The following is a 19,812-nucleotide window of genomic DNA, read 5'->3' as shown; positions in this document are numbered from 1 at the left end:
AAGAGCCATAAGATAGAGTCTGTTTGGCGCTCAGGGATAAACGCTCTAGTTTGCTGCCGCATAGGCAGCTTAGAAAGCCCGGTGGATGCGCCACCACCGCCTGCGAAGTTTGCTGCCGCATAGGCAGCTTAGAAATGTTCGTTGATCTTTGCGGCCTGGGTATCCCGGTTTGCTGCCGCATAGGCAGCTTAGAAATTTCCGCAGATTCGCCATTTAACGCTTTACCCGTTTGCTGCCGCATAGGCAGCTTAGAAATGGTCGCACAACTTCCCATGTGACCTCCGCAAGTTTGCTGCCGCATAGGCAGCTTAGAAATTACCGTCAGAGGTGGTGACGAAGTAAGGCTCGTTTGCTGCCGCATAGGCAGCTTAGAAATGGAATACAAGGAGCTGCGGGCCTGCGACTACGTTTGCTGCCGCATAGGCAGTTCAAGAATGGAGGCCACAGGCTGCTGCTATATGGCCGCTGAAATAGAGGAAGTTTCAGCTGCTTAGCTAGCTTTTTGTCGTAGGCCGTCGCCTATCCAGTGACAAGGCCAGTTCTGGTAGCGGCCCTGCAGCAATAGCAGACTAGGACTACCGCCCTAGTCTGCTATTTCTTCCAACTAGTTACCGAGCATCAGATGCTGCCGGTAGTCCATCATTACTCAGTTGTTCGGTTTTACGCTGCGGCAACTTCCCATTCAAAATACAGTACGCCAGCAGACCGATCACCAGTCCCCAGAAGGCCCCGCCAATCCCGAATAGCGTGATATTGGCAGCCGAGGCCAGGAATGTAATCAAGGCTGCTTCACGTGATTTGATATCGGCCATGGCCCCTGCCAGGCTGCCGCCTATGGTGCCCAGCAGCGCCAAGCCCGCTAGGGTGGTGATGAACGTTGCGGGGAAGGCCATGAACACGGCGGCCAGCGTCAGGCCAAAAACACCGACAAGAATGTAGAACACACCAGCGGCAATCCCGGCAACCCAGCGTTTGGAGGGATCCTGGTGCGCTTCTGGCCCGGTGCAGATGGCTGCAGTAATGGCCGCTACATTCATGGCGTGGGAGCCAAAAGGAGCCATGATCAGCGAACCCAGGCCGGTCACCCACACAATCGGGTTGGCGCTGGTACGAAAACCGTCGTTACGCAGGACCAGCATACCGGGCATGTATTGGCCAGTCAGCGTGATCAGAAACAAGGGCAAGGCCACGCTCAGCAGGGCATTGAGCGTAAACACCGGCATGGTGAACACTGGCGCGGCCAGTTCCAGTTTCAGACCGCTGAGGTCGACGCGATGCTCCAGCAGCAAAAAGCTCAGGCCCAGGATCAGTATGCCCACCACGGCGTAGCGTGCGGAAAAGCGTTTGATGATCAGGTAGGCCAGAATCAGCAAGCCGGCCAGCTTCGGGTCTAGCGTCATGCTGCCAAATGCCCCAATGCCAAATTGCAGCAGAATCCCGGCCAGCAGACCGGCGGCGATGCCGTTTGGAATCAGGCGGATCAGGCGCTCGAAGTAGGAGGATAGGCCCAGGACCACAAAGGCTGCTGCCGAAATCAGGTAGGCGCCGACGGCTTCCTCGTAGGGGGTACTGGCCAGAGCAGTCACCAGAAATGCGGCTGCTGGAGTAGACCAGGCGGTGATGATGGGCTCGCGCGAGACCCAGCTCAAGAGCAGGCCCGTAACACCTACACCAATGGAGATCGACCAGACCCAGGAGGCGGTCAGCTCAGGGCTCAGGCCAGCGACTTTGGCGGCCTGGAAAACCAGAATGAAGGTGCCGCCGTAATTAACGATGACCGAGATCAGACCGGCCACGATAGGCGGGATCAGGTCGCTGACTAAATAGGATGAGGACGATCGGGAGGTAGACATAGTGCTCTGCGCTTTCCAAAAGGAGAGATGACAAACAAGCACTATTTATAGCGATTAAATGGACTGGTCTGGCAGGACGCTTTCCGGGAATAGGTCAGACCACTTTTGAATTAGGTAGGTGCCTGACTATATGGAGTGGGGTGGCTACAGGATTGTTGAGTGTGACCCGAGCTGGATTGAAGCTGGGCTGCAAAGTCACTAATGGTGGCTTTATGACGAGTTGCTCATCTTGTGAATTGCGTTTTTCATGATAGTGCTTTTTCTTGCTGGATGGCGTGAATAATACTGTGGCAACCGCAACCGCAACCGCAACTGCAACCGCAACCGCAACCGCAACCGCAACCGCAACCGCAATCAGCAACTATATCGGGCTTTCGATTCTTTTGGGGCTAGAGATAAAAAAGCGAGGTAGCCTGCAAGCTGCCCCGCTTTTTTGCTGAACTCGCCAGAGCTAGTGGCTCGGTGCTCAGTTTTCCTTGAATTGCAGCCAGCCGTCATCCAGCCAGGCATTCAGCATTTCGCGTTCATCTTCATCCAGGGCTTCAAAATGCTCGCCGGGAATTAAGAGTTCACGCTGGTCAGCCAATTGTTTCAGCGCCGGGCTGGCCGGGCAGGGGGCGACCTCGCCGTTGATGTACAGTTCATTGTCGCGGTACATCATGCGCGAACAGCGATCCAAAACCAAGCGGCCCTCAGGCAGCTCGGGGTCGTGCAGATCCACCGGGTCTTCGGCGATGTCGAACCAGCTATTGCTGGGCAATTCGGTCAGCCAGACGCCCAGAAAACGTGAGGCCAGTGCTTCGTCAAAACGAATGGCGTTCAAGGCATCCAGCGACTTTTGAATCAGGTTTTCCGGCAAGGCGGCAGGCGTGGTGCTGGCCTGTGCGTCTGGGTCAGTGTAGCGTTGCTGCATGGTTTCGGGCATGGACATGGGCGGGTCGGCATACAGGCCAAAGCCTTCACCACTGGCAGCGGCCAGTTGATCCGAGGCGGCGTCCATCAAACCACGAGCTAGCGTTGCCTGGGTAGGCGAGCGAAAGCCGATGGAAATTGTCATGCAGTCGCCAATCGCAATCCCGTCATGCGCCACGTGCGGGGGCAGATACAGCATATCGCCGGGTTCCAGGGTGAACTCTTCTTCGACCTGAAAATTGCGCAAAATCTTCAAGGGCAGGTCGGGCACCAGGCTTAAGTCTTTTTGCTGGCTGATACGCCAATGGCGCTTGCCGTGGGCTTGCAGCAGGAACACATCGTAGCTGTCAAAGTGTGGGCCTACGCCACCGCCGTCAGAGGCAATACTGATCATGGCGTCATCCAGACGGGCATCGCCAATGAAGCGGAACTGACGCATCAGGGCAGCGGTGTTGTCGTCGTGCAGATCCACGCTTTGTGCCAGGGCGGTCCAGTTGGGCTGCGAGGCGGGCGGCAGTTCGTCAAAAGGCCCGGTTTCCATTTCCCAGTCTTCGCCATCATGCATGATCAGGCGCGACTCGACCTCTTCACGCGTTACCAGCTCACGGATATTGTCTATGCTTAGCGAGTGCTGGAAATTAGGGATGGCGCCGCGTATCAATAACGGTTTGCGTTGCCAGTAGGTTTGCATGAATTCATGCGCGCTGATGCCACCCAAAAGGGTCAATGGCTGGTCGATAGTCATGGACTGCCCGAACAAGAATTAAATTAGCCCGTAGCTTAACTGATCCGGCTTGCCTCGGCTGCTGTGCTGTTTGTGCCTAAGGCGGATGAAGCGCAAAGAAAGCGGAAAAATAGTTTGGCTGTATTCGGGCAGAATGGATGGGTGATGATTGGCACTTAGTCAATCTGGAAATCCGATGCTTCGATGGTCACGGTTTTTCCTGGAGTCCAGCGTGCAGACTGGATAGAGGTTCCCCGAAGCCTTTGGGCCTTTGGCGTCAATGGCACAGAGCAAGCAAAGGTTGTGAGATCGGCATCCAGAGACCACACTGAAAGAGCTGCCTGAGGGAGCCATAACGGCTCCCTTTGTTTTAGTCAGCGGGTTTCATCTCTTTTTTCCAGCGATACAGCAGATCCAGGGCATCGCGTGCGCTCATGTCATCTACATCCAGTTGTTTGAACTGATCCAGCAGTTCCAGTGCCTGTTCTGTGGTTGGATCAGGTTCCGCCACCGTGGCTTCGGGGGCGCTACCTGCATTGAATAGATCCAGTTGGGCACTAGGATCATTCTGTGCTTCCAGGCGGCTGAGCTCACGGCTGGCCTGACGAATCACCGCAGAGGGGATGCCGGCACGCTGTGCAACCTGAATCCCGTAACTGCGACTGGCCGGACCTTCCTGAACTTCGTGCAGGAATACAATGCCCGAAGCCGATTCTGCGGCGGCCAGGTGTACGTTCGCAGCGGCAGCTAGCTCGTTAGGCAGACGCGTGATTTCAAAGTAGTGCGTGGCAAACAGGGTCAATGCCTGATTGTGGCTGAGCAGGCGATGCGCGATGGACCAGGCCAGGGCCAGACCATCATAGGTGGAGGTGCCGCGGCCAATTTCATCCATCAGCACGAGACTGTAGGGGGTGGCGCCAGCCAGAATCGCTGCTGCTTCAGTCATTTCCATCATGAAGGTGGAGCGGCCACCGGCCAGGTCATCAGCCGCACCGATACGGGTAAAGATGCGATCGATCTGACCAATACGGGCCGTGCTGGCCGGTACAAAGCTACCGATGCGGGCCAATAAGGCAATCAAGGCAACCTGGCGCATATAGGTGGACTTACCACCCATATTCGGGCCGGTAATCAGCAACATGCGGCGTTGTGCGTGCATCTCACAATGGTTGGGTGTGAATCGCTCGATACTGTGTTCCACCACGGGATGACGACCCGCTTCAATCCAGATGCCGGCCTGTTCGCTTAGTTCCGGGGCGACCCAGTTATTGTCCAACGCATGCAGCGCCAGGGAAGACAGGGTATCCAGTTCCGCCAGGGCGCTGGAGCACAAGGCCAAGGGGCCTGCATAGCTTTGTAGCTTGTCCAGCAATTCATCGAACAGGAACTTTTCGCGGCTCAGACTGCGGTCCTTCGCGGACAGGACTTTGTCTTCCCATTCTTTTAGTTCAGGTGTGATGAAGCGTTCGGCGTTTTTCAGTGTCTGGCGGCGGCGGTAGTCGTCGGGGACTTTGTCGGCCTGACCACGGCTGACCTCAATAAAGAAACCATGCACACGGTTGTATTCGACGCGCAAGGTGGCGATGCCGGTACGTTCGCGCTCACGGGCTTCGATCTTGACCAGCACATCGCCGCTGTCGCTGGCCAAGCTGCGCAATTCGTCCAGATCGGCATCGTAGCCATCGGCAATGACACCCCCATCACGGATTAGCAAGGCTGGCTCGGGGGCAATAGCTGCCTGCAGCAAAGAGGCTAGCTCCGGGTCCAGAGCCAAACTTAACAAATGCCCATACAAATGTTCAGACTGCGCAAAGTTCTGTTCCAATTCCTGACGCAGTTCGGGTAGCGTTGCCAGTGCGTCGCGCAAACTGGCCAGCTCCCGGGGACGCACGCTGCGCAGGGAAATACGCGTGGCAATACGCTCCAGGTCTGGAAAACGGCGCAGGGCATGACGCAGCGCACCCAAAGGATCACCTGCATTCAGGCTGGCGCTTTGCTGGGTCTGGAAGAACAGGGACACCACGTCCTGACGCTGCTGAACGGCGTGGTTCAGACGCAAGGGATGATGCAGCCAGCGGCGCAGCAAGCGGCTGCCCATGGGGGTTTGGCAATGGTCCAGTGTGGAGAACAGGGTTGGGCTGGTTTCACCGCTAATGGTTTCGGTAATTTCCAGATTCTTGCGCGTGACCGCATCCAGCACCAGAAAGTCCGAACTGTGCTGAACCCGGATAGCGGTGATGTGAACCAGGGATTGGGATTGTGTGCTGCCGACATAGCGCAGCAAGGCTCCGGCCGCCGCTGTCGCCGCAGGCAGCTCGTCCAGACCAAAGCTGGCCAAGGAGTCCAGATCGAAATGGTCCAGCAGGGTTTCGCGCGAACCGTCTTGTGCAAAGTGCCAGTCTGGCAAGGTGTGGCAACTGGCTTGGGGCAGTTCCGGGGCAGGGCGCAGCGATTCGGGGTAGACCAGTTCTACAGGGCCGATACGGTTCAGTTCCGTATCCAGCATGTCTGGCTCGCACTGGCTGACCAGAAATTCACCACTGGCCAGGTTCATCCAGGCCAGTCCCACCATTTCCTGACGTTGTACTTTGATGAGTGTGCAAGCGGCGATCAGGCGATCTGCCTTGGGAGGCAACAAGGCATCGTCGGTCAGTGTGCCAGGGGTGACCACGCGCATGATCTTGCGCTCGACCGGGCCTTTGCTGGCAGCCGGGTCACCGACTTGTTCACAGATGGCGACGGACTCGCCCAAGGCAACCAAACGTGCCAGATACCCTTCCATGGCATGAAAAGGTACCCCTGCCATCGGGATGGGCTCGCCATTGGAGGAACCACGCTTGGTCAGTGTCAGGTTCAGCAGGCGCGCGCCACGCTCGGCATCGGCGTAGAACATCTCATAGAAATCCCCCATCCGATAGAACAACAGATGCGAGCCAGCCTCCGCTTTGAGCTGAAGGTATTGACGCATCATGGGCGTGTGGGCGGACAGATCGGCAGCAGAGGTCATAGCGCAGTACAGGTCAGGGAATTCAACAACAAGGCCGCCCAGAAGGCGGCTGAGTCGATATTGTAGCGAGGGCAGTCACGTGGGGGATAGGCAAGTGGCTGATTTAGTCTCGCGTATTTCCCCTTAAGGTGCAGGGATATCCCGGTTTTGAGCATGGAAGTGCTTAATGTAATAATAAAAATGATAATCACTTTTATTTAGAAAACAGGATATTCCCATGTTTACACGTTGTCTCGCTTTGTCTGTTTTGTCTGCCGCTTTGCTGAGCGCAGGATCGCTTGCTTACGCCCAGCCGGCCGAGGCGGTCTCGTTGCCTCTGACGCCGGAGCTGGCACAAAAGACTTCGATTACGGCAGAAGGAGCCTTGCGCAAGGATCTGGCCTACGGGATTTATCAAACGGTTTACAGCCCTTTTGACAATTCCTTGTATGTCGCCTCGGCAGAGCGGGCACCCTCGGTTCGTGGTGGTGTGATCTACAAGCTGGACCCCATCACCCTGGATGTGAAGGGGACGATATATACCGACGAGAGCAACTTCGGCCTGACAAGAAACGCCTCGGGCGACGCTCTGTACGTTACCAATAGTCTGGCTGCTGCCGTCTCCAAAGTAGAGCTAAAGGAGGACGGGGGCATAGAGCGCGTCCATTTCAACAATAGGAGTTTTGATGACACCAAAATGGGGCCGCGTACGATTCGTCACGATCCTCAGCAAGGTCGTGTCTATGTGGGAGCCGTCGGTGCGCCTGCCGTGATCTGGGTACTGGATGATCGTAATCTGGAACTGATTGACACCATTGAAAACGCAGGCAAATGGGTGACCGGCTTGCTGGTGGATTCGGCCTCGCATCGTTTGTATGCTGCCAATGGCGATGGCGATGGCGAGGTGATGGTGGTGAATACTCAGACCAACAAGATCGAACAGCGCTGGAAACCGGCTGGCGTCAAACCCGCCTTGCTCTTGAATTTCGCGCTGGATTCCGCCCGCAATCGTCTGTATGTGACGGAAACCAAAGATCAGAAAACTGTGTATGTGCTGGATGCCCGCGACGGTAAATTGCTGCAGCAACTGCCGGTGGGCGATGCGATGGATATCCTGTATAACGCCGATCGTGACGAGCTGTATTTGACGCACCGCGAGCAAGGCAAGGTGTCTGTATTGGATGGCGCCAGCTATGCGGTCAAGGCGCAGTACAACTTGCCCGAAAACCCCAACAGCCTGGAGCTGGGCCCGGACAGTCAGTTGTACGTCACTGTTAAAGCACCGTTCACCCCTCAGTACAAAGCCAGCAAGCGTGAGAGCGTGGTGCGTATTGACCTGAAGAACATCAAGGGTTGATAGGTAATCGTGATGACACGTCTATTTAAACCTTGCCTGGGACGCTCTCTTGTCTTATCCCTGCTTGCTCTCCATGTACAGGCTCAGGCGCAAGACCAGGCGGATGTTGTCCAGGCGCAGGAGTTGTCCACCATTACCGTCAATGCCAGTGCAGATGCCTCGCGTCAGGGTTTGCTGCCCGAGTATGCGGGCGGCCAGGTCGCCAGCGGTGGCCGGGTGGGGATATTGGGGGCTCTGGATAATATGGACTCGCCCTTTAGCGTCAACAGCTATACCAGCCGCTATATCGAGCAATTGCAGGCGACCACGGTAGCCGATGTGGTGCGCCATGATCCTTCCGTGCGGGTGGCGCGTGGTTTTGGCAACTTCCAGGAAAGCTTTTTCATTCGGGGCTTTTTGACGGCTTCCGATGATATTGCTTACAACGGCTTGTTTGGTTTGCTGCCCCGGCAAGCGACCGCGGCCGAACTGGCCGAGCGTATTGAAGTGCTGCATGGAGCAGGCGGCTTTCTGTACGGTGCCGCACCTTCTGGCGGTGGTATTGGGGGCACGATCAATGTGCTGCCCAAACGAGCGGGGGAGAATCCGCTGACCAAGCTTGGTGTGGGTTATGGCAGTGGCGGGCAAAGCCAGATCAAGGCGGATATTTCGCGTCGCTTTGCGGATGATGCGGCAGGTATTCGCATCAATGCCATCAAACGCAGCGGTGATACGGCGGTCGACAATGAACACACCCGTCTGGACCTGTATACCGTGGGGATGGATTGGCGTGGTGAGCGTGTACGCTTGTCTGCCGACCTGGGCTATCAGGAGCACAAGCTGCGCGAAGTCCGGCCCAATGTCACCTTGCAGGCCGGCTTGTCGGCCTTGCCGGAGCTGCCCTCTCACAAGCGTAACTTTGCTCAGCCCTGGACTTATTCCAATGAGAAAACTGTCTTTGGCACGGTGCGTGGGGAATATGATCTGAATGATTCCATCACGCTGTGGGCGGCCTTTGGCATGAAAAATGGCAAGGAAGAAAATCAGTTGGCGGGCCTGACAGTGACCGATGCGGTTTCGGGTAAATCTACCTTTTCACGTTTCGATAACTCCCGACGAGATGATGTGAAAACGGGCGAGCTGGGCTTGCGAGCCAGTTTTGAAACCGGCCCTGTGTTGCATGAACTGGTTGCTGCGGCTTCTCTGTATGACCACAAGGAGAAAAACGCCTGGGCCATGGGCAGCGTGCAGGACAGCAATCTCTATGATCCTGTGAGCTATGCCTTGCCACCCATTGCCTTTTCGGGTGGTGATCTGGGATCTCCGACGTTAGTGGGGCGCACCAAATTGACGAGTTACACCCTGGGCGACTTGATGTACCTCTGGGATGACAGGCTGGAAGTCATGCTGGGTTTGCGCCATCAGATTATGGAAACGCGCAGCTACGACTACGGAACCCAGGCCCTGCAACGCAAAGACCGTCAGCAACACACCAGCCCCGCAGCAGGAGTGGTATTCAAGCTGACGGATGAATGGGCTTTGTATGGCAACTATACGGAAAGCCTGGCCCAAGGTGATCTGGCTCCGACTCGCTTTAACAACCAGCCCGTTCAGAATGCAGGGCAGCGTTTATCAGCGTTTGTTGCCAAGCAAAAAGAACTGGGTATCAAGTACGACAATGGCTCCATGGGCGGCGGGTTGACCTTCTTCACCACGACCAAACCGCGTGGCGTGGTCAATGACACGCTGCGTTTTGTGGAGTCGGGCAAGGATCGCCATAACGGGCTGGAGTTGAGCTTTTACGGTCAGTTGACGGATTCCTTGCGCATCCTCGGTGGTGTGACTGCGCTGGATACCAAGCAGAAAAACACGGGTGATCCGCTTAGCGAAGGCCAGCGCGTGATTGGCGTGCCGCGCTGGCAAGGCAGTCTGGGTTTGACCTGGGATGTGCCGCAGGTGACTGGCTTGTCGCTGGATACCCAGTTGCTGGCCACCGGTGCCCGTTATGCGGATTCGGCCAATGCGATCCGTGTGCCAGGTTGGGTACGTTGGGATCTGGGAGCCAGCTATCAGCGCAAGGTCTCCGGTGTGCCCATGACGTTTCGGGCCAGTGTCGAGAATGTGGCCGATACGGCATATTGGGCGTCAGTTGGCGGTTATCCCAATAATGGCTATCTGGTTTTGTCGCAGCCTCGTACCTTCATGTTGAGTGTGTCCGCCGAGTTTTAAGGATAGGGCAGGGGAGTACCTCCCCTGCCTTTGTTGGCATGTTGAGCGCGGTATCTTAAAACCGGGATGACGCCTTTTATTTCAGAATAACTCTGACAGTTTTAGTTCTTAGTATTTCTTTTGTGACTGTTAGGTGGGTGCTTGCTAGTGTGATTAGCCCCTGACTTCGTGACGACCAGCCGTCAGTTGTTTTGTATTTAAGTAGTACGCTGGCTAATTAAATGAACGGCTGATTTATCTAATAGAAAAATAAAAAAGAAGATGTTACAAGCTGATTTATGGAACCTATCGCCGCCTCCGACTTGAAAACTATTTTGCATTCCAAGCGTGCAAATATTTATTATTTGGAACATTGCCGTGTATTGCTTAATGGCGGGCGGGTCGAGTACGTAACTGACGCAGGAAAAAAAGCCTTGTATTGGAATATCCCCATTGCCAATACCACCTGCATTTTGTTGGGAACCGGAACGTCGTTGACCCAGGCCGCCATGCGGGAGCTGGCTAAGGCAGGAGTACTTGTGGGGTTTTGTGGTGGAGGAGGGACTCCTTTATTTGCAGGCTCCCCCATGGATGTAGAGGTGGCATGGCTTAGTCCTCAAAGTGAGTATCGCCCTACCGAATACTTGCAGGCTTGGGTGCGGTTTTGGTTTAAAGACGATCTACGCTTGCAAGCCGCCTTGAAATTGCAGAGCCTGCGACTGAAATTCTTGCGTTCTCAGTGGGGGCGTAGGGAGATACAGGACATGGGCTTTCAGCCGGTTTTGTCCGAGCTTGATGCTGTATTAGAAAAAAGTGCATCCTCTTTGCAATATGCACCTGATGTTACGCATGTTTTGACAGAGGAGGCGCGGCTTAGCAAGGCGCTGTTTCGTATAGCCGCCAATGCGGTGCAGTATGGTGAGTTTTCCCGAGTCAAAAAAGGGCAGGGCTTGGACCCTGCCAATCGTTTTTTGGATCATGGTAATTACCTGGCCTATGGTCTGGGAGCGACTGCGTGCTGGGTGCTGGGCTTGCCTCATGGCTTGGCGGTGCTTCATGGCAAAACACGCCGAGGCGGCTTGGTGTTTGATGCGGCTGATTTGGTTAAGGATGCCATTATTTTGCCGCAGGCGTTTTTATCTGCGATGCATGGCGATCAGGAGCAGGAGTTTCGACGGCAGTGTATCGAGGCGTTGACGCGCAGTGAGTCGTTGGACTTTATGATCGATAGCCTGAAAGATATTGCGATGAGTGTTTCAGCCGATGTTGTAGATTCGTAGGGCTGCAGGCATGAATATTTTGCTGGTGTCGCAATGTACAAAACAGGCCTTGGTCCAAACACGTCGTATTTTGGATCAGTTTGCAGAGCGTCGAGGGGAGCGTACTTGGCAAACGGCCATTACGCAGGCCGGCCTGGATACTTTACGCAAATTGTTGCGGCAAACCGCTAGAAAAAATACAGCGGTTGCGTGTCATTGGATACGTGGCAAGGATCACACTGAATTGTTGTGGGTGGTGGGCAATCGCAGTCAATTTAATGAGTATGGTGCAGTGCCGACGCACTCCACCTCCCGAGATGTATTGCGTCAGGCGGATGAGAATAATTGGCACAATTTGTCGCTAATCAATCTGCTTTCTGGCTTGGCGGCTTTGCTGCATGATTTGGGTAAATCCTGCCAGTCGTTTCAGGCCCGATTAAAACCCGGCTCCTTGCCGGAAAAGAATCGTTATCGGCATGAGTGGGTGTCGGTTCGTTTATTTCAGGCGTTTGTGGGGCCGGATGATGATCAAGGCTGGTTACATCGCTTGATGCTGGCCGGGCATAAACAGGCCGATGCTCACGCATTTGAACAAGTCTGGTTAGGTGAATCAGGCCATGTTCTATATAAAGATGGCCTGGATCAACAGACAAAACAGCATAGACCGTTTGCACAAGATGGTTCTGGTTTACCTCCCTTGGCGCAAGCAATTGCCTGGCTCGTACTGACGCATCACCGTTTGCCTGCTTGCCCCGACGAGCAAAACCCAGATCCAGAGCGTCGCCTTTGGCACGGGAAAAAACCCTACAACGGCAGTGCGCAAGCACTAGAACACTTACTGGCCAAGGTGAACGCTGATTGGAATGAGCCATGGCTTGAAGTTGCTGATAAACAGGCCATTGATCGCTGTCAGCCATATTGGCATTTCCCGCATGGCTTACCTGTGCGTACCTTGCTTTGGAGGCAGCGGGCAGCTCGCTTTGCCAAAGCCTTGCAATCACATGTTTTGACTGGGCAAGACTTACTGCATGATCCTTATGTGATGCACCTGTCGCGCTTGTCGCTGATGCTGGCGGATCACTATTACTCGGGCCTGAAAAAAGAGGAGCATCGACTTCAGGGGGAGAAAAACTTCCCCCTTTATGCCAATACAGACCGAGCTACCGGCCATTTACTGCAGCCTTTAGATGAGCATTTGCTTGGGGTGGAGCATCAGGCCGGAAAGCTGGTGCATAGCTTGCCCTCCTTGAGGGGGCAGTTACCTCATTTGATTGCGCATCGAAAGCTGAAAAAGCGTAGCGCGGATGCGCGTTTTCACTGGCAGGACAAGGCGGCCGATCTGGCTGTAGCGGTACGGCAAGAATCCAGGGATTGCGGTGCTTTTATCGTCAATATGGCTTCAACGGGGTGTGGCAAAACCCTGGCGAATGCCCGCATCATGAATGCCCTGACGGATCCTGCTTTAGGGCTGCGTTGTGCCTTCGCTATTGGATTGCGTACCTTGACTTTGCAGACCGGGCGTAGTTTTCAGACTGACCTGGGCTTGGATGAGGATGCCTTGGCCATTCAAGTGGGTGGCTCTAGTCAGAAAGCCTTGTTTGAGTATTACGAACAGTTGGCAGAACGCAGTGGCTCCGCCTCGCGGCAAAGCTTGATTGATGAAAGTAGCCATGTCATTTACGACAGCAATACGGATCATCCGGCCTTAAAACAGTTGGCGCATGAGCCGGGAGCGCAAAAGTTATTAAGTGCTCCGTTGCTGGTGTGCACGATTGATCATTTGACTCCAGCAACCGAGAGTTTGCGCGGCGGACGGCAGATTGCACCTATGTTGCGCTTGTTGACCGGGGATCTGGTGTTGGATGAGCCAGATGATTTTGACCTGGATGATTTGCCCGCCTTAACGCGTTTGGTGCATTGGGCGGGGCTGTTGGGTTCCCGAGTCTTATTGTCCTCCGCCACCTTAGCCCCCGCATTGGTGCAGGGGCTGTATTTGGCTTATGCGGCGGGGCGTCGCTGGTTTCAACGTAATCGCGGATTGCGCCCCGACGAGCCTGTGCAAATTGCCTGCCTCTGGGTGGATGAGTTTCATCAGGTATATGTACCGTGTCGACAGGCGCACGAGTTTGAAGTCCAACATCATGCGTTTGTACAGAAGCGGGTACAGGAGCTGGGCCAGCAAGTTGTACGGCGTCGGGCTGAGTTGTTGGCTTTGCCCGCAAACATGGCGAAACTTTCTAAGCACGAGCAGCGTATACAGTTTGCGCAGGTGGCCCGACTAGGGATATTCAAGCTGCATAAGAAAAATCACAGCCAAGATCCCCATAGCGGTAAACGAGTCAGTTTTGGTTTATTGCGTATGGCCAACATCAATCCTTTGTGTGAGGTGGCGTTGGCCTTGTATCAGGCCGGGATGCCGGATGGCGTTCAATTGCATGTGTGTGTATATCACTCTCAGTATCCCTTGGTGATGCGCTCCGCAATCGAGCATATGCTCGATCAGGTCATGAACAGACGGCAGCCCCAAGCGGTGTTTAACCACCCTTTAATCCGGCAGAAACTGGATCAGTCCAGTGCTCAGGATCATTTATTTCTTGTGGTCGGCTCGCCAGTGGCAGAAGTAGGCCGGGATCACGATTATGACTGGGCGGTGGTTGAGCCTTCATCCATGCGATCCATTATTCAACTGGCAGGGCGGGTGCGTCGACATCGAAGTGATCAAAGCGATCGTGATCTTAATATTTTGCTGTGTAACGCCAACCTCTTGCACTTTAGCGCAGGCAAGGGAAAGCCCGCCTTTTGTCGGCCTGGGTTTGAGGGGACTGGACCGAATCTTTTAGAAAGCCATTATTTAGCCTCGGTGCTCCAGCCCCTGGTGGATGAAAAACATCAGTTTTGCGTCGATGCTCGTCCGCGAATCCTGCCGCGTGCTTTGTCGCAACGACAACCTCGTAAGAGCTTGGTTGATTTGGAGCATGCCCGCTTGGAGACGCAGATGTTGCCCAGAGAGAAGAATAGCAGTGTGTCTACTGCATCTTCTGTGTTGAACGCCAGCAGTTTTTGGGCAGAGCCGCAGGCGCATTTGTTGGGCTTTGTACAGCAAATGCAGCCCTTCAGGGAGCAGACCAGCCAGCAAGTAGAGCTTGTTTTTTTGCCGGATGAAGACGAAATCTTGCGGCTCCATAAAGTGCAGGATCAAGATCGGTATGGAGGAAAACAGTATGTACCTGTTGATGCAAGCTTGAAGCATGCTGTGTCGGTACCAGAGGATAAAGGCGCCATCAGGTGGCAGACGGAGAGCCTGGAAGAACTGATGCAACGGCAGGCACAGGAAATGGATCTGTCCCTGGAGGCGTTCGCCTACAAGTTTGGAATGGTATCAGTGGGGGCGAGTGAAAATGGGTGGGTCTGGAGTGAGGCGCTCGGGTTTAGTCGGAAGGGATAGATGAGTCTGTATTAACAGTACAGTTGCTTGACTGTTGGGAGAGATGATGTGAATGAATCCTTAAGTTCTGAGAAAGCGAGGCAATGGAGGGAGCTTATCCAGAGCTTTATCCAGGCCCGTTTACAGGCCAAATTAGAAAAGCTGTCCGAGGATGATCCCAAACGCTCTGATTTGATTGCTCAGTATCAAGTTGAGACATGGTTGGCTGACGCTGCTCGGCGGGTTAAGCAGATTCAGGCGGTGACGCATTCCTTGAAGCCGATCCACCCTGATGCGCGAGGCACCAATCTCTATGTGGACCCGACGGCGTTACCTGCATTGGAGCAGCTAAGTAGCCATGTGCTGCATGACAACTTTGCCAGCGATGTGGTTGGTAATGCTGCGGCACTCGATGTCTATAAATTTCTACGTTTGGAGTGGGGCGGACACAGCATTTTGGACCGTTTGCAAGCGGATGATCCTGCTGTGCTGGCTGCGTTTTGTGCTGATCTCGAACAGGCTAAAGAGTGGCAGCAAGCCTTTCTGGGCTTGCTCCAGGACAATGGTCAAGCCATGTCCAGCCATGTTCTGGCTAAGCAGTTGTATTTCTTGGTGGGCGAAGATTCTGGTGATGATGCACACTATCATTTGCTCGCTCCGTTGTTCCCCACCTCCTTGGTTCATGCCGTGCATGAAGTACTTCAAGAGGATCGGTTTGGGGAACCTATGAAACTGGCCCGACAGGCACAGCGCGATAAGGTGATGCATGAGCATGCGGTGCGCTGGTATCCCAATTTGGCTGTCCGTAAATTGGGAGGTACTAAGCCGCAGAATATCTCTCAGTTAAATAGCGAGCGGGGTGGCGTTAATTACTTGCTCAGCTCCTTGCCCCCGACTTGGACGTCTCGATCCGCTCCCAGCCCATGGGCGGTAGAGTCCATTTTTGACTCCCTGTTCATGCAGCGTCGGGAGGTGCGTCAGCAAGTAAGAGGTTTGCAACGGTTTTTGCATAGTCAGCCCAAGCCTATTAAAGAAACGCGTGATCGTGTCGACGATTATCTAGCCCGCTTGATTGATGAGTTGGTGTCGTTTGCTGCCGAATTACGCCTGGCTTGGCCTGCGGGTTGGACAGCGGATAGTCGTTGTCAGCTTAATCGTGAAGAGCAGCTATGGCTGGATACTGAGCGAGTTCGTCAGGAAGATCTTTTTAGTTCTGAGGATGACCAAGCGTTTCGCGCCGAATGGTACTGGATGGATTGGCCTGATCAAATCGGCCAGCGCTTTGCCCGCTGGCTCAACGGGCGTTTGGGTGACACTTTACCGGTCGGTGACGTTGAGTATTTTCACTGGAAGAAAGAGCTGTTAATAGATCAAGCTCATTGGGCCAGTCAGTTGCGCACATTACGGCAACAAAACAACGCACCTTTATATATCTCGGCAAGGAAGGGGGGGATATGAGTTCGAACATAGAAGCCTTGTTGCTGATTCCCCGTTTGCGTATTCAAAATGCCAACGCCATCTCCAGCCCCTTAACCCACGGCTTCCCAGCCATGAGTGCTTTTTTGGGCTTGATGTGGGCCTTGAATCGCAAGTTGGAAAAAACAGGTGTCCCTATTGTGCTGGAAAAAGTGGGGGTTGTTTGCCACTCACATCAGGAGCAAGTAAATACTGGCTTTGTGAGCACGTTTAATCTGACCCGCAATCCGGTTGACAAGAAAGGCGACACTCTGGCGATTGTAGAAGAGGGGCGCATGCAGTTGGAGCTCAGTCTCATCTTTCAGCTTCGGGGGCGCGCCAATGGGGAGAACGGCAGCTTGGCGAGTCAAGAGCACACTCAACGACAGGATTGGGCGAAACAGGTCGATGACTGTTTGGCGACGATGCGCGTGGCGGGCGGTAGTGTGCTGGGACATCAGGGGGCGCAGCGAACCCCATCCATGATGCTTTGGCCCTCCGAGGAGAAAGAGCAGAAAGAACTGTTCCGCACCTTGCGGCGTCGTTGTCTACCAGGCTTTGCGCTGGTAAGCCGAGAGGATTTGCTGCAATCGCATTGGAGCAAATTAAAAGACGAAGTACCCGAGAGCACCTTGCTGGATGCCTGGCTGGATTTATCGCGCTTCAATTACCGCAGTCAGCAAATGGAAGATGGGTCGGTAAAGTGGCAACACGATCGTGAGGGTTGGGTTGTGCCTATTCCAGTTGGTTATCGTGCGCTAGGACCGTTGCAGGAGTCTGGGTCGGTCTTGAATGCTCGTGACACCTCCACACCCTTTCGTTTTGTAGAAAGCGTTTATTCAATTGGGCAATGGCTTGGTCCTCATCATTTAAACCATCCCGACGATTTGCTCTGGTATGCCCAGTACCAAGAGCCTGAAGGAAGCTACCTGTGCTGCAACGCATACCAAGCTCCCGAGCCAGAGCCAGAGCCTGAGTCTGGTTTGTCCCTTCTGGATGACTCGGTGTTTGATTGGACCACTTAACGCAGGTAAGTTTTTTGTGTGATTTTTAGTTTGGACTGGCAGTTTGTCAGTAAGGCTATAAGTGCCTTGGGGAAGCTTTAAAAGAAGGTGTGTTGCTCTTTTGGGCCTCTATTCAATCTGGTGACGAATTATTCTGGAGTAGTTCTTATGTCTTTGAAGACCGCATCCGTATTAGCATTCGAGCGCAAAATTGACCCGTCTGATGCTTTGTTTTATGCAGGAAGTTGGCAAGATCAGGATAAACAGGCTGCTTGGCAAACTGTGGTGATCACTCAGAAATCGGTTCGCGGCACGATCTCTAACCGACTCAAAGCCAAAGACCAGGATCCTGCTAAGTTGGATGCCGCTATTGAGAAGCCTAATTTGCAAACCGTAGACGTGGCGGCTTTGCCCCCTAATAGCGACACATTACAAGTTGGTTTTACCTTACGTATTTTGTCTGGCATGGGATTGCCATCGGCTTGCAATAACGTGGAGTACCAGGCCAAGTTGCAGCAGGTGGTGCAGGCTTATATACAAGACAATGGCTTTACGGAGCTGGCCCGTCGTTATGCTCACAACCTGGCTAATGGTCGGTTCTTGTGGCGCAATCGAATTGGCGCAGAGCAGGTTCAGGTCCTTATTGATTTGCTTGAGCAAGGCCAGGTCAGTCAGAGTTGGTCGTTTGATGCCTTGACGTTGAGCCTGCGCCAGTTTGATCAAAAAGGGCAAACGCCAGAGCTGGAGGCCTTGTCGCAATTGATTGCACAAGGTTTGGCTGGGGCGCGTCATGTTTTGCTGCGTATTCGTGCGTATGTGCGTGTGGGGCAAGGACAGGAAGTATTCCCTTCCCAGGAGCTGATTCTGGAGCGGGGTAAAGGCGATAAAAGCCGAACCTTGTATCACGTTAATGATGTTGCTGCAATGCACTCACAAAAAATTGGCAATGCCATTCGTACTATTGACGATTGGTACCCAGGCTCGCAGGAGCTGGGGCCTATTGCGGTGGAGCCGTATGGTTCGGTGACGACTCAAGGCAAGGCGTACCGTCAGCCCAAAGAAAATCTGGACTTTTATACCTTGCTGGATAATTGGGTGCTGAAAGATAAAGCCCCAGCCCTGGAGCAACAGCATTTTGTCATGGCCGTATTGATCCGTGGCGGTGTCTTTGGTGATGCTGGGAACTGAGGCCATGAGCACTCATTACATCGAAATTCGTATTTTGCCTGATCCGGAGTTTAGTGCGGTTCATCTAATGGGAGTCTTGTATGCCAAGCTGCATCGGGCCTTGGTGCAAATGGGCACGCAGGGCCTGGGAGTCAGTTTTCCGGGCTATTCCATAAAGCCTCGTACAGTGGGGCCAATAATGCGGATTCATGGTTCCTTGTCAGAGTTGCAGAGTTTGGAGCAGACTCAGTGGTTACGCGGGATGCATGATCATATTGATTTGAAAGAAGCCAGCCCTGTTCCGCAGGACGCGACGTACCGAACGGTTTATCGTCGTCAGTTCAAAACCAATGTCGATCGGCTGCGGCGCAGGCGTATGAAGCGTCATGGAGAAACAGCAGATCAGGCTGTGAAGGCGATTCCTGAATGTGTTCAACAGCAACCAACCTTGCCGTTCATACAGATGCGTAGCCAAAGTACCGCACAAACCTTTTGTCTGTTCCTGGAAATGGGACCGGAGCAGGAGGTGGCAGCGTTGGGAGGTTTCAATGCTTATGGACTAAGTACGCAGGCTAGCGTCCCTTGGTTTTGACCCAAATTTTTAGTGAAAATAATTATTCTTTAAAATCAATGGCTTGTGTTTTTGTCTAAAAAAAGGGTTTTGTAGGTAAAAAAGGCTGAAAGCGTTGAGTATTCAGCGATTTCGGTGTTTTTTATTCTAGTTTGCTGCCGCATAGGCAGCTTAGAAATGACGACTGCGACGAGTTGACCACGCTGCGCAGTTTGCTGCCGCATAGGCAGCTTAGAAAGTTTCGATCTTGCTGCGCTTTGCCTGCGCGTAGTTTGCTGCCGCATAGGCAGCTTAGAAATTGGAGCACCTCCATTTTCAGGCGGTAGCGATGTTTGCTGCCGCATAGGCAGCTTAGAAAAACGTGGGCGAGCACTTCGTAACCGTGGCACTGTTTGCTGCCGCATAGGCAGCTTAGAAATCGCGGCGCTCGTGCGGCAGCTGCTTGCGCATGTTTGCTGCCGCATAGGCAGCTTAGAAAATCGCAATCGCGGAATCTACATAGCCCCTGGTGTTTGCTGCCGCATAGGCAGCTTAGAAAAGGTGGCGGCGGTATGTCGCAGGTCGTGAAATGTTTGCTGCCGCATAGGCAGCTTAGAAAATCTGCGCTGCAATCGCTTCATACCTCTCTGTGTTTGCTGCCGCATAGGCAGCTTAGAAAAACGTGGAGATTAACGGCATCCAGGGCACGTTGTTTGCTGCCGCATAGGCAGCTTAGAAATTGTGGCCGGGGTCAGCGGTAGCGGTCAACAAGTTTGCTGCCGCATAGGCAGCTTAGAAAAGTTCGAGCTGGGCGGCGCAAAGGTGGGCTATGTTTGCTGCCGCATAGGCGGCTTAGAAAAAGATTGGCAAATACCGCGTGGACTTTCTTGTGTTTGCTGCCGCATAGGCAGCTTAGAAATTTGCTCTGTCGCGG

11 protein-coding genes and 2 CRISPR repeat arrays (1 of these 13 only partly in view) are annotated in these 19,812 nt (G+C 53.9%); of the genes, 8 read left to right on the top strand and 3 right to left on the bottom strand.

The features are described from left to right. Positions 1-48: 48 nt before the first annotated feature. Positions 49-436: direct repeats of the CRISPR family, unit length 29 nt; unit sequence GTTTGCTGCCGCATAGGCAGCTTAGAAAT. 172 nt (positions 437-608) lie between these two features. The 3 genes from ACDI13_RS05610 to mutS form a co-directional block, all read right to left on the bottom strand. Next, the gene (locus tag ACDI13_RS05610) at positions 609-1,853 is read right to left on the bottom strand and encodes a benzoate/H(+) symporter BenE family transporter (RefSeq protein ID WP_316990994.1); all 1,245 of its coding nucleotides are present in this window, start codon (positions 1,851-1,853) and stop codon (positions 609-611) included. Between the two features lie 466 nt (positions 1,854-2,319). Next, on the bottom strand, positions 2,320-3,510 hold the full coding sequence (locus tag ACDI13_RS05605; protein WP_316990995.1) for a JmjC domain-containing protein: 1,191 nt from the start codon (positions 3,508-3,510) through the stop codon (positions 2,320-2,322). 349 nt (positions 3,511-3,859) lie between these two features. Beyond that, positions 3,860-6,496, bottom strand: coding sequence for a DNA mismatch repair protein MutS (mutS, locus tag ACDI13_RS05600; RefSeq protein WP_316990996.1), 2,637 nt, complete (start codon positions 6,494-6,496; stop codon positions 3,860-3,862). Positions 6,497-6,713: 217 nt separating this feature from the next. Between mutS and ACDI13_RS05595 the strand changes: the two genes are divergently transcribed. The 8 genes from ACDI13_RS05595 (at position 6,714) to cas6f (ending at position 18,920) form a co-directional block, all read left to right on the top strand. Next, the gene (locus ACDI13_RS05595; RefSeq protein WP_316990997.1) at positions 6,714-7,832 is read left to right on the top strand and encodes a YncE family protein; all 1,119 of its coding nucleotides are present in this window, start codon (positions 6,714-6,716) and stop codon (positions 7,830-7,832) included. 12 nt (positions 7,833-7,844) lie between these two features. Then, complete coding sequence (locus tag ACDI13_RS05590) at positions 7,845-10,040, top strand: TonB-dependent receptor (protein ID WP_316990998.1); 2,196 nt, start codon at positions 7,845-7,847, stop codon at positions 10,038-10,040. Positions 10,041-10,318: 278 nt separating this feature from the next. Further along, the gene (gene cas1f, locus ACDI13_RS05585) at positions 10,319-11,299 is read left to right on the top strand and encodes a type I-F CRISPR-associated endonuclease Cas1f (protein ID WP_316990999.1); all 981 of its coding nucleotides are present in this window, start codon (positions 10,319-10,321) and stop codon (positions 11,297-11,299) included. A 10-nt stretch (positions 11,300-11,309) separates the two neighbouring features. Next, the gene (cas3f, locus tag ACDI13_RS05580) at positions 11,310-14,723 is read left to right on the top strand and encodes a type I-F CRISPR-associated helicase Cas3f (protein WP_316991000.1); all 3,414 of its coding nucleotides are present in this window, start codon (positions 11,310-11,312) and stop codon (positions 14,721-14,723) included. Between the two features lie 48 nt (positions 14,724-14,771). Continuing rightward, the gene (csy1, locus tag ACDI13_RS05575) at positions 14,772-16,160 is read left to right on the top strand and encodes a type I-F CRISPR-associated protein Csy1 (protein WP_316991001.1); all 1,389 of its coding nucleotides are present in this window, start codon (positions 14,772-14,774) and stop codon (positions 16,158-16,160) included. Then, positions 16,157-17,182, top strand: coding sequence for a type I-F CRISPR-associated protein Csy2 (csy2, locus tag ACDI13_RS05570; RefSeq protein ID WP_316991002.1), 1,026 nt, complete (start codon positions 16,157-16,159; stop codon positions 17,180-17,182). The genes csy1 and csy2 overlap by 4 nt, the downstream gene beginning before the upstream one ends. A gap of 147 nt (positions 17,183-17,329) precedes the next feature. Beyond that, positions 17,330-18,349, top strand: a complete 1,020-nt coding sequence (gene csy3, locus ACDI13_RS05565) for a type I-F CRISPR-associated protein Csy3 (protein ID WP_316991003.1) — start codon at positions 17,330-17,332, stop codon at positions 18,347-18,349. Between the two features lie 4 nt (positions 18,350-18,353). Further along, on the top strand, positions 18,354-18,920 hold the full coding sequence (gene cas6f, locus ACDI13_RS05560; RefSeq protein ID WP_316991004.1) for a type I-F CRISPR-associated endoribonuclease Cas6/Csy4: 567 nt from the start codon (positions 18,354-18,356) through the stop codon (positions 18,918-18,920). A gap of 129 nt (positions 18,921-19,049) precedes the next feature. Next, positions 19,050-19,812: direct repeats of the CRISPR family, unit length 28 nt; unit sequence GTTTGCTGCCGCATAGGCAGCTTAGAAA (it continues 165 nt past the right edge of the window).

Source organism: Alcaligenes faecalis (genome assembly GCF_041521385.1).
Taxonomy (GTDB): Bacteria; Pseudomonadota; Gammaproteobacteria; order Burkholderiales; family Burkholderiaceae_B; genus Alcaligenes; species Alcaligenes faecalis_E.
Note: the sequence above shows the minus strand (reverse complement) of the source record. Positions and strands in the feature narration are given on the sequence as shown.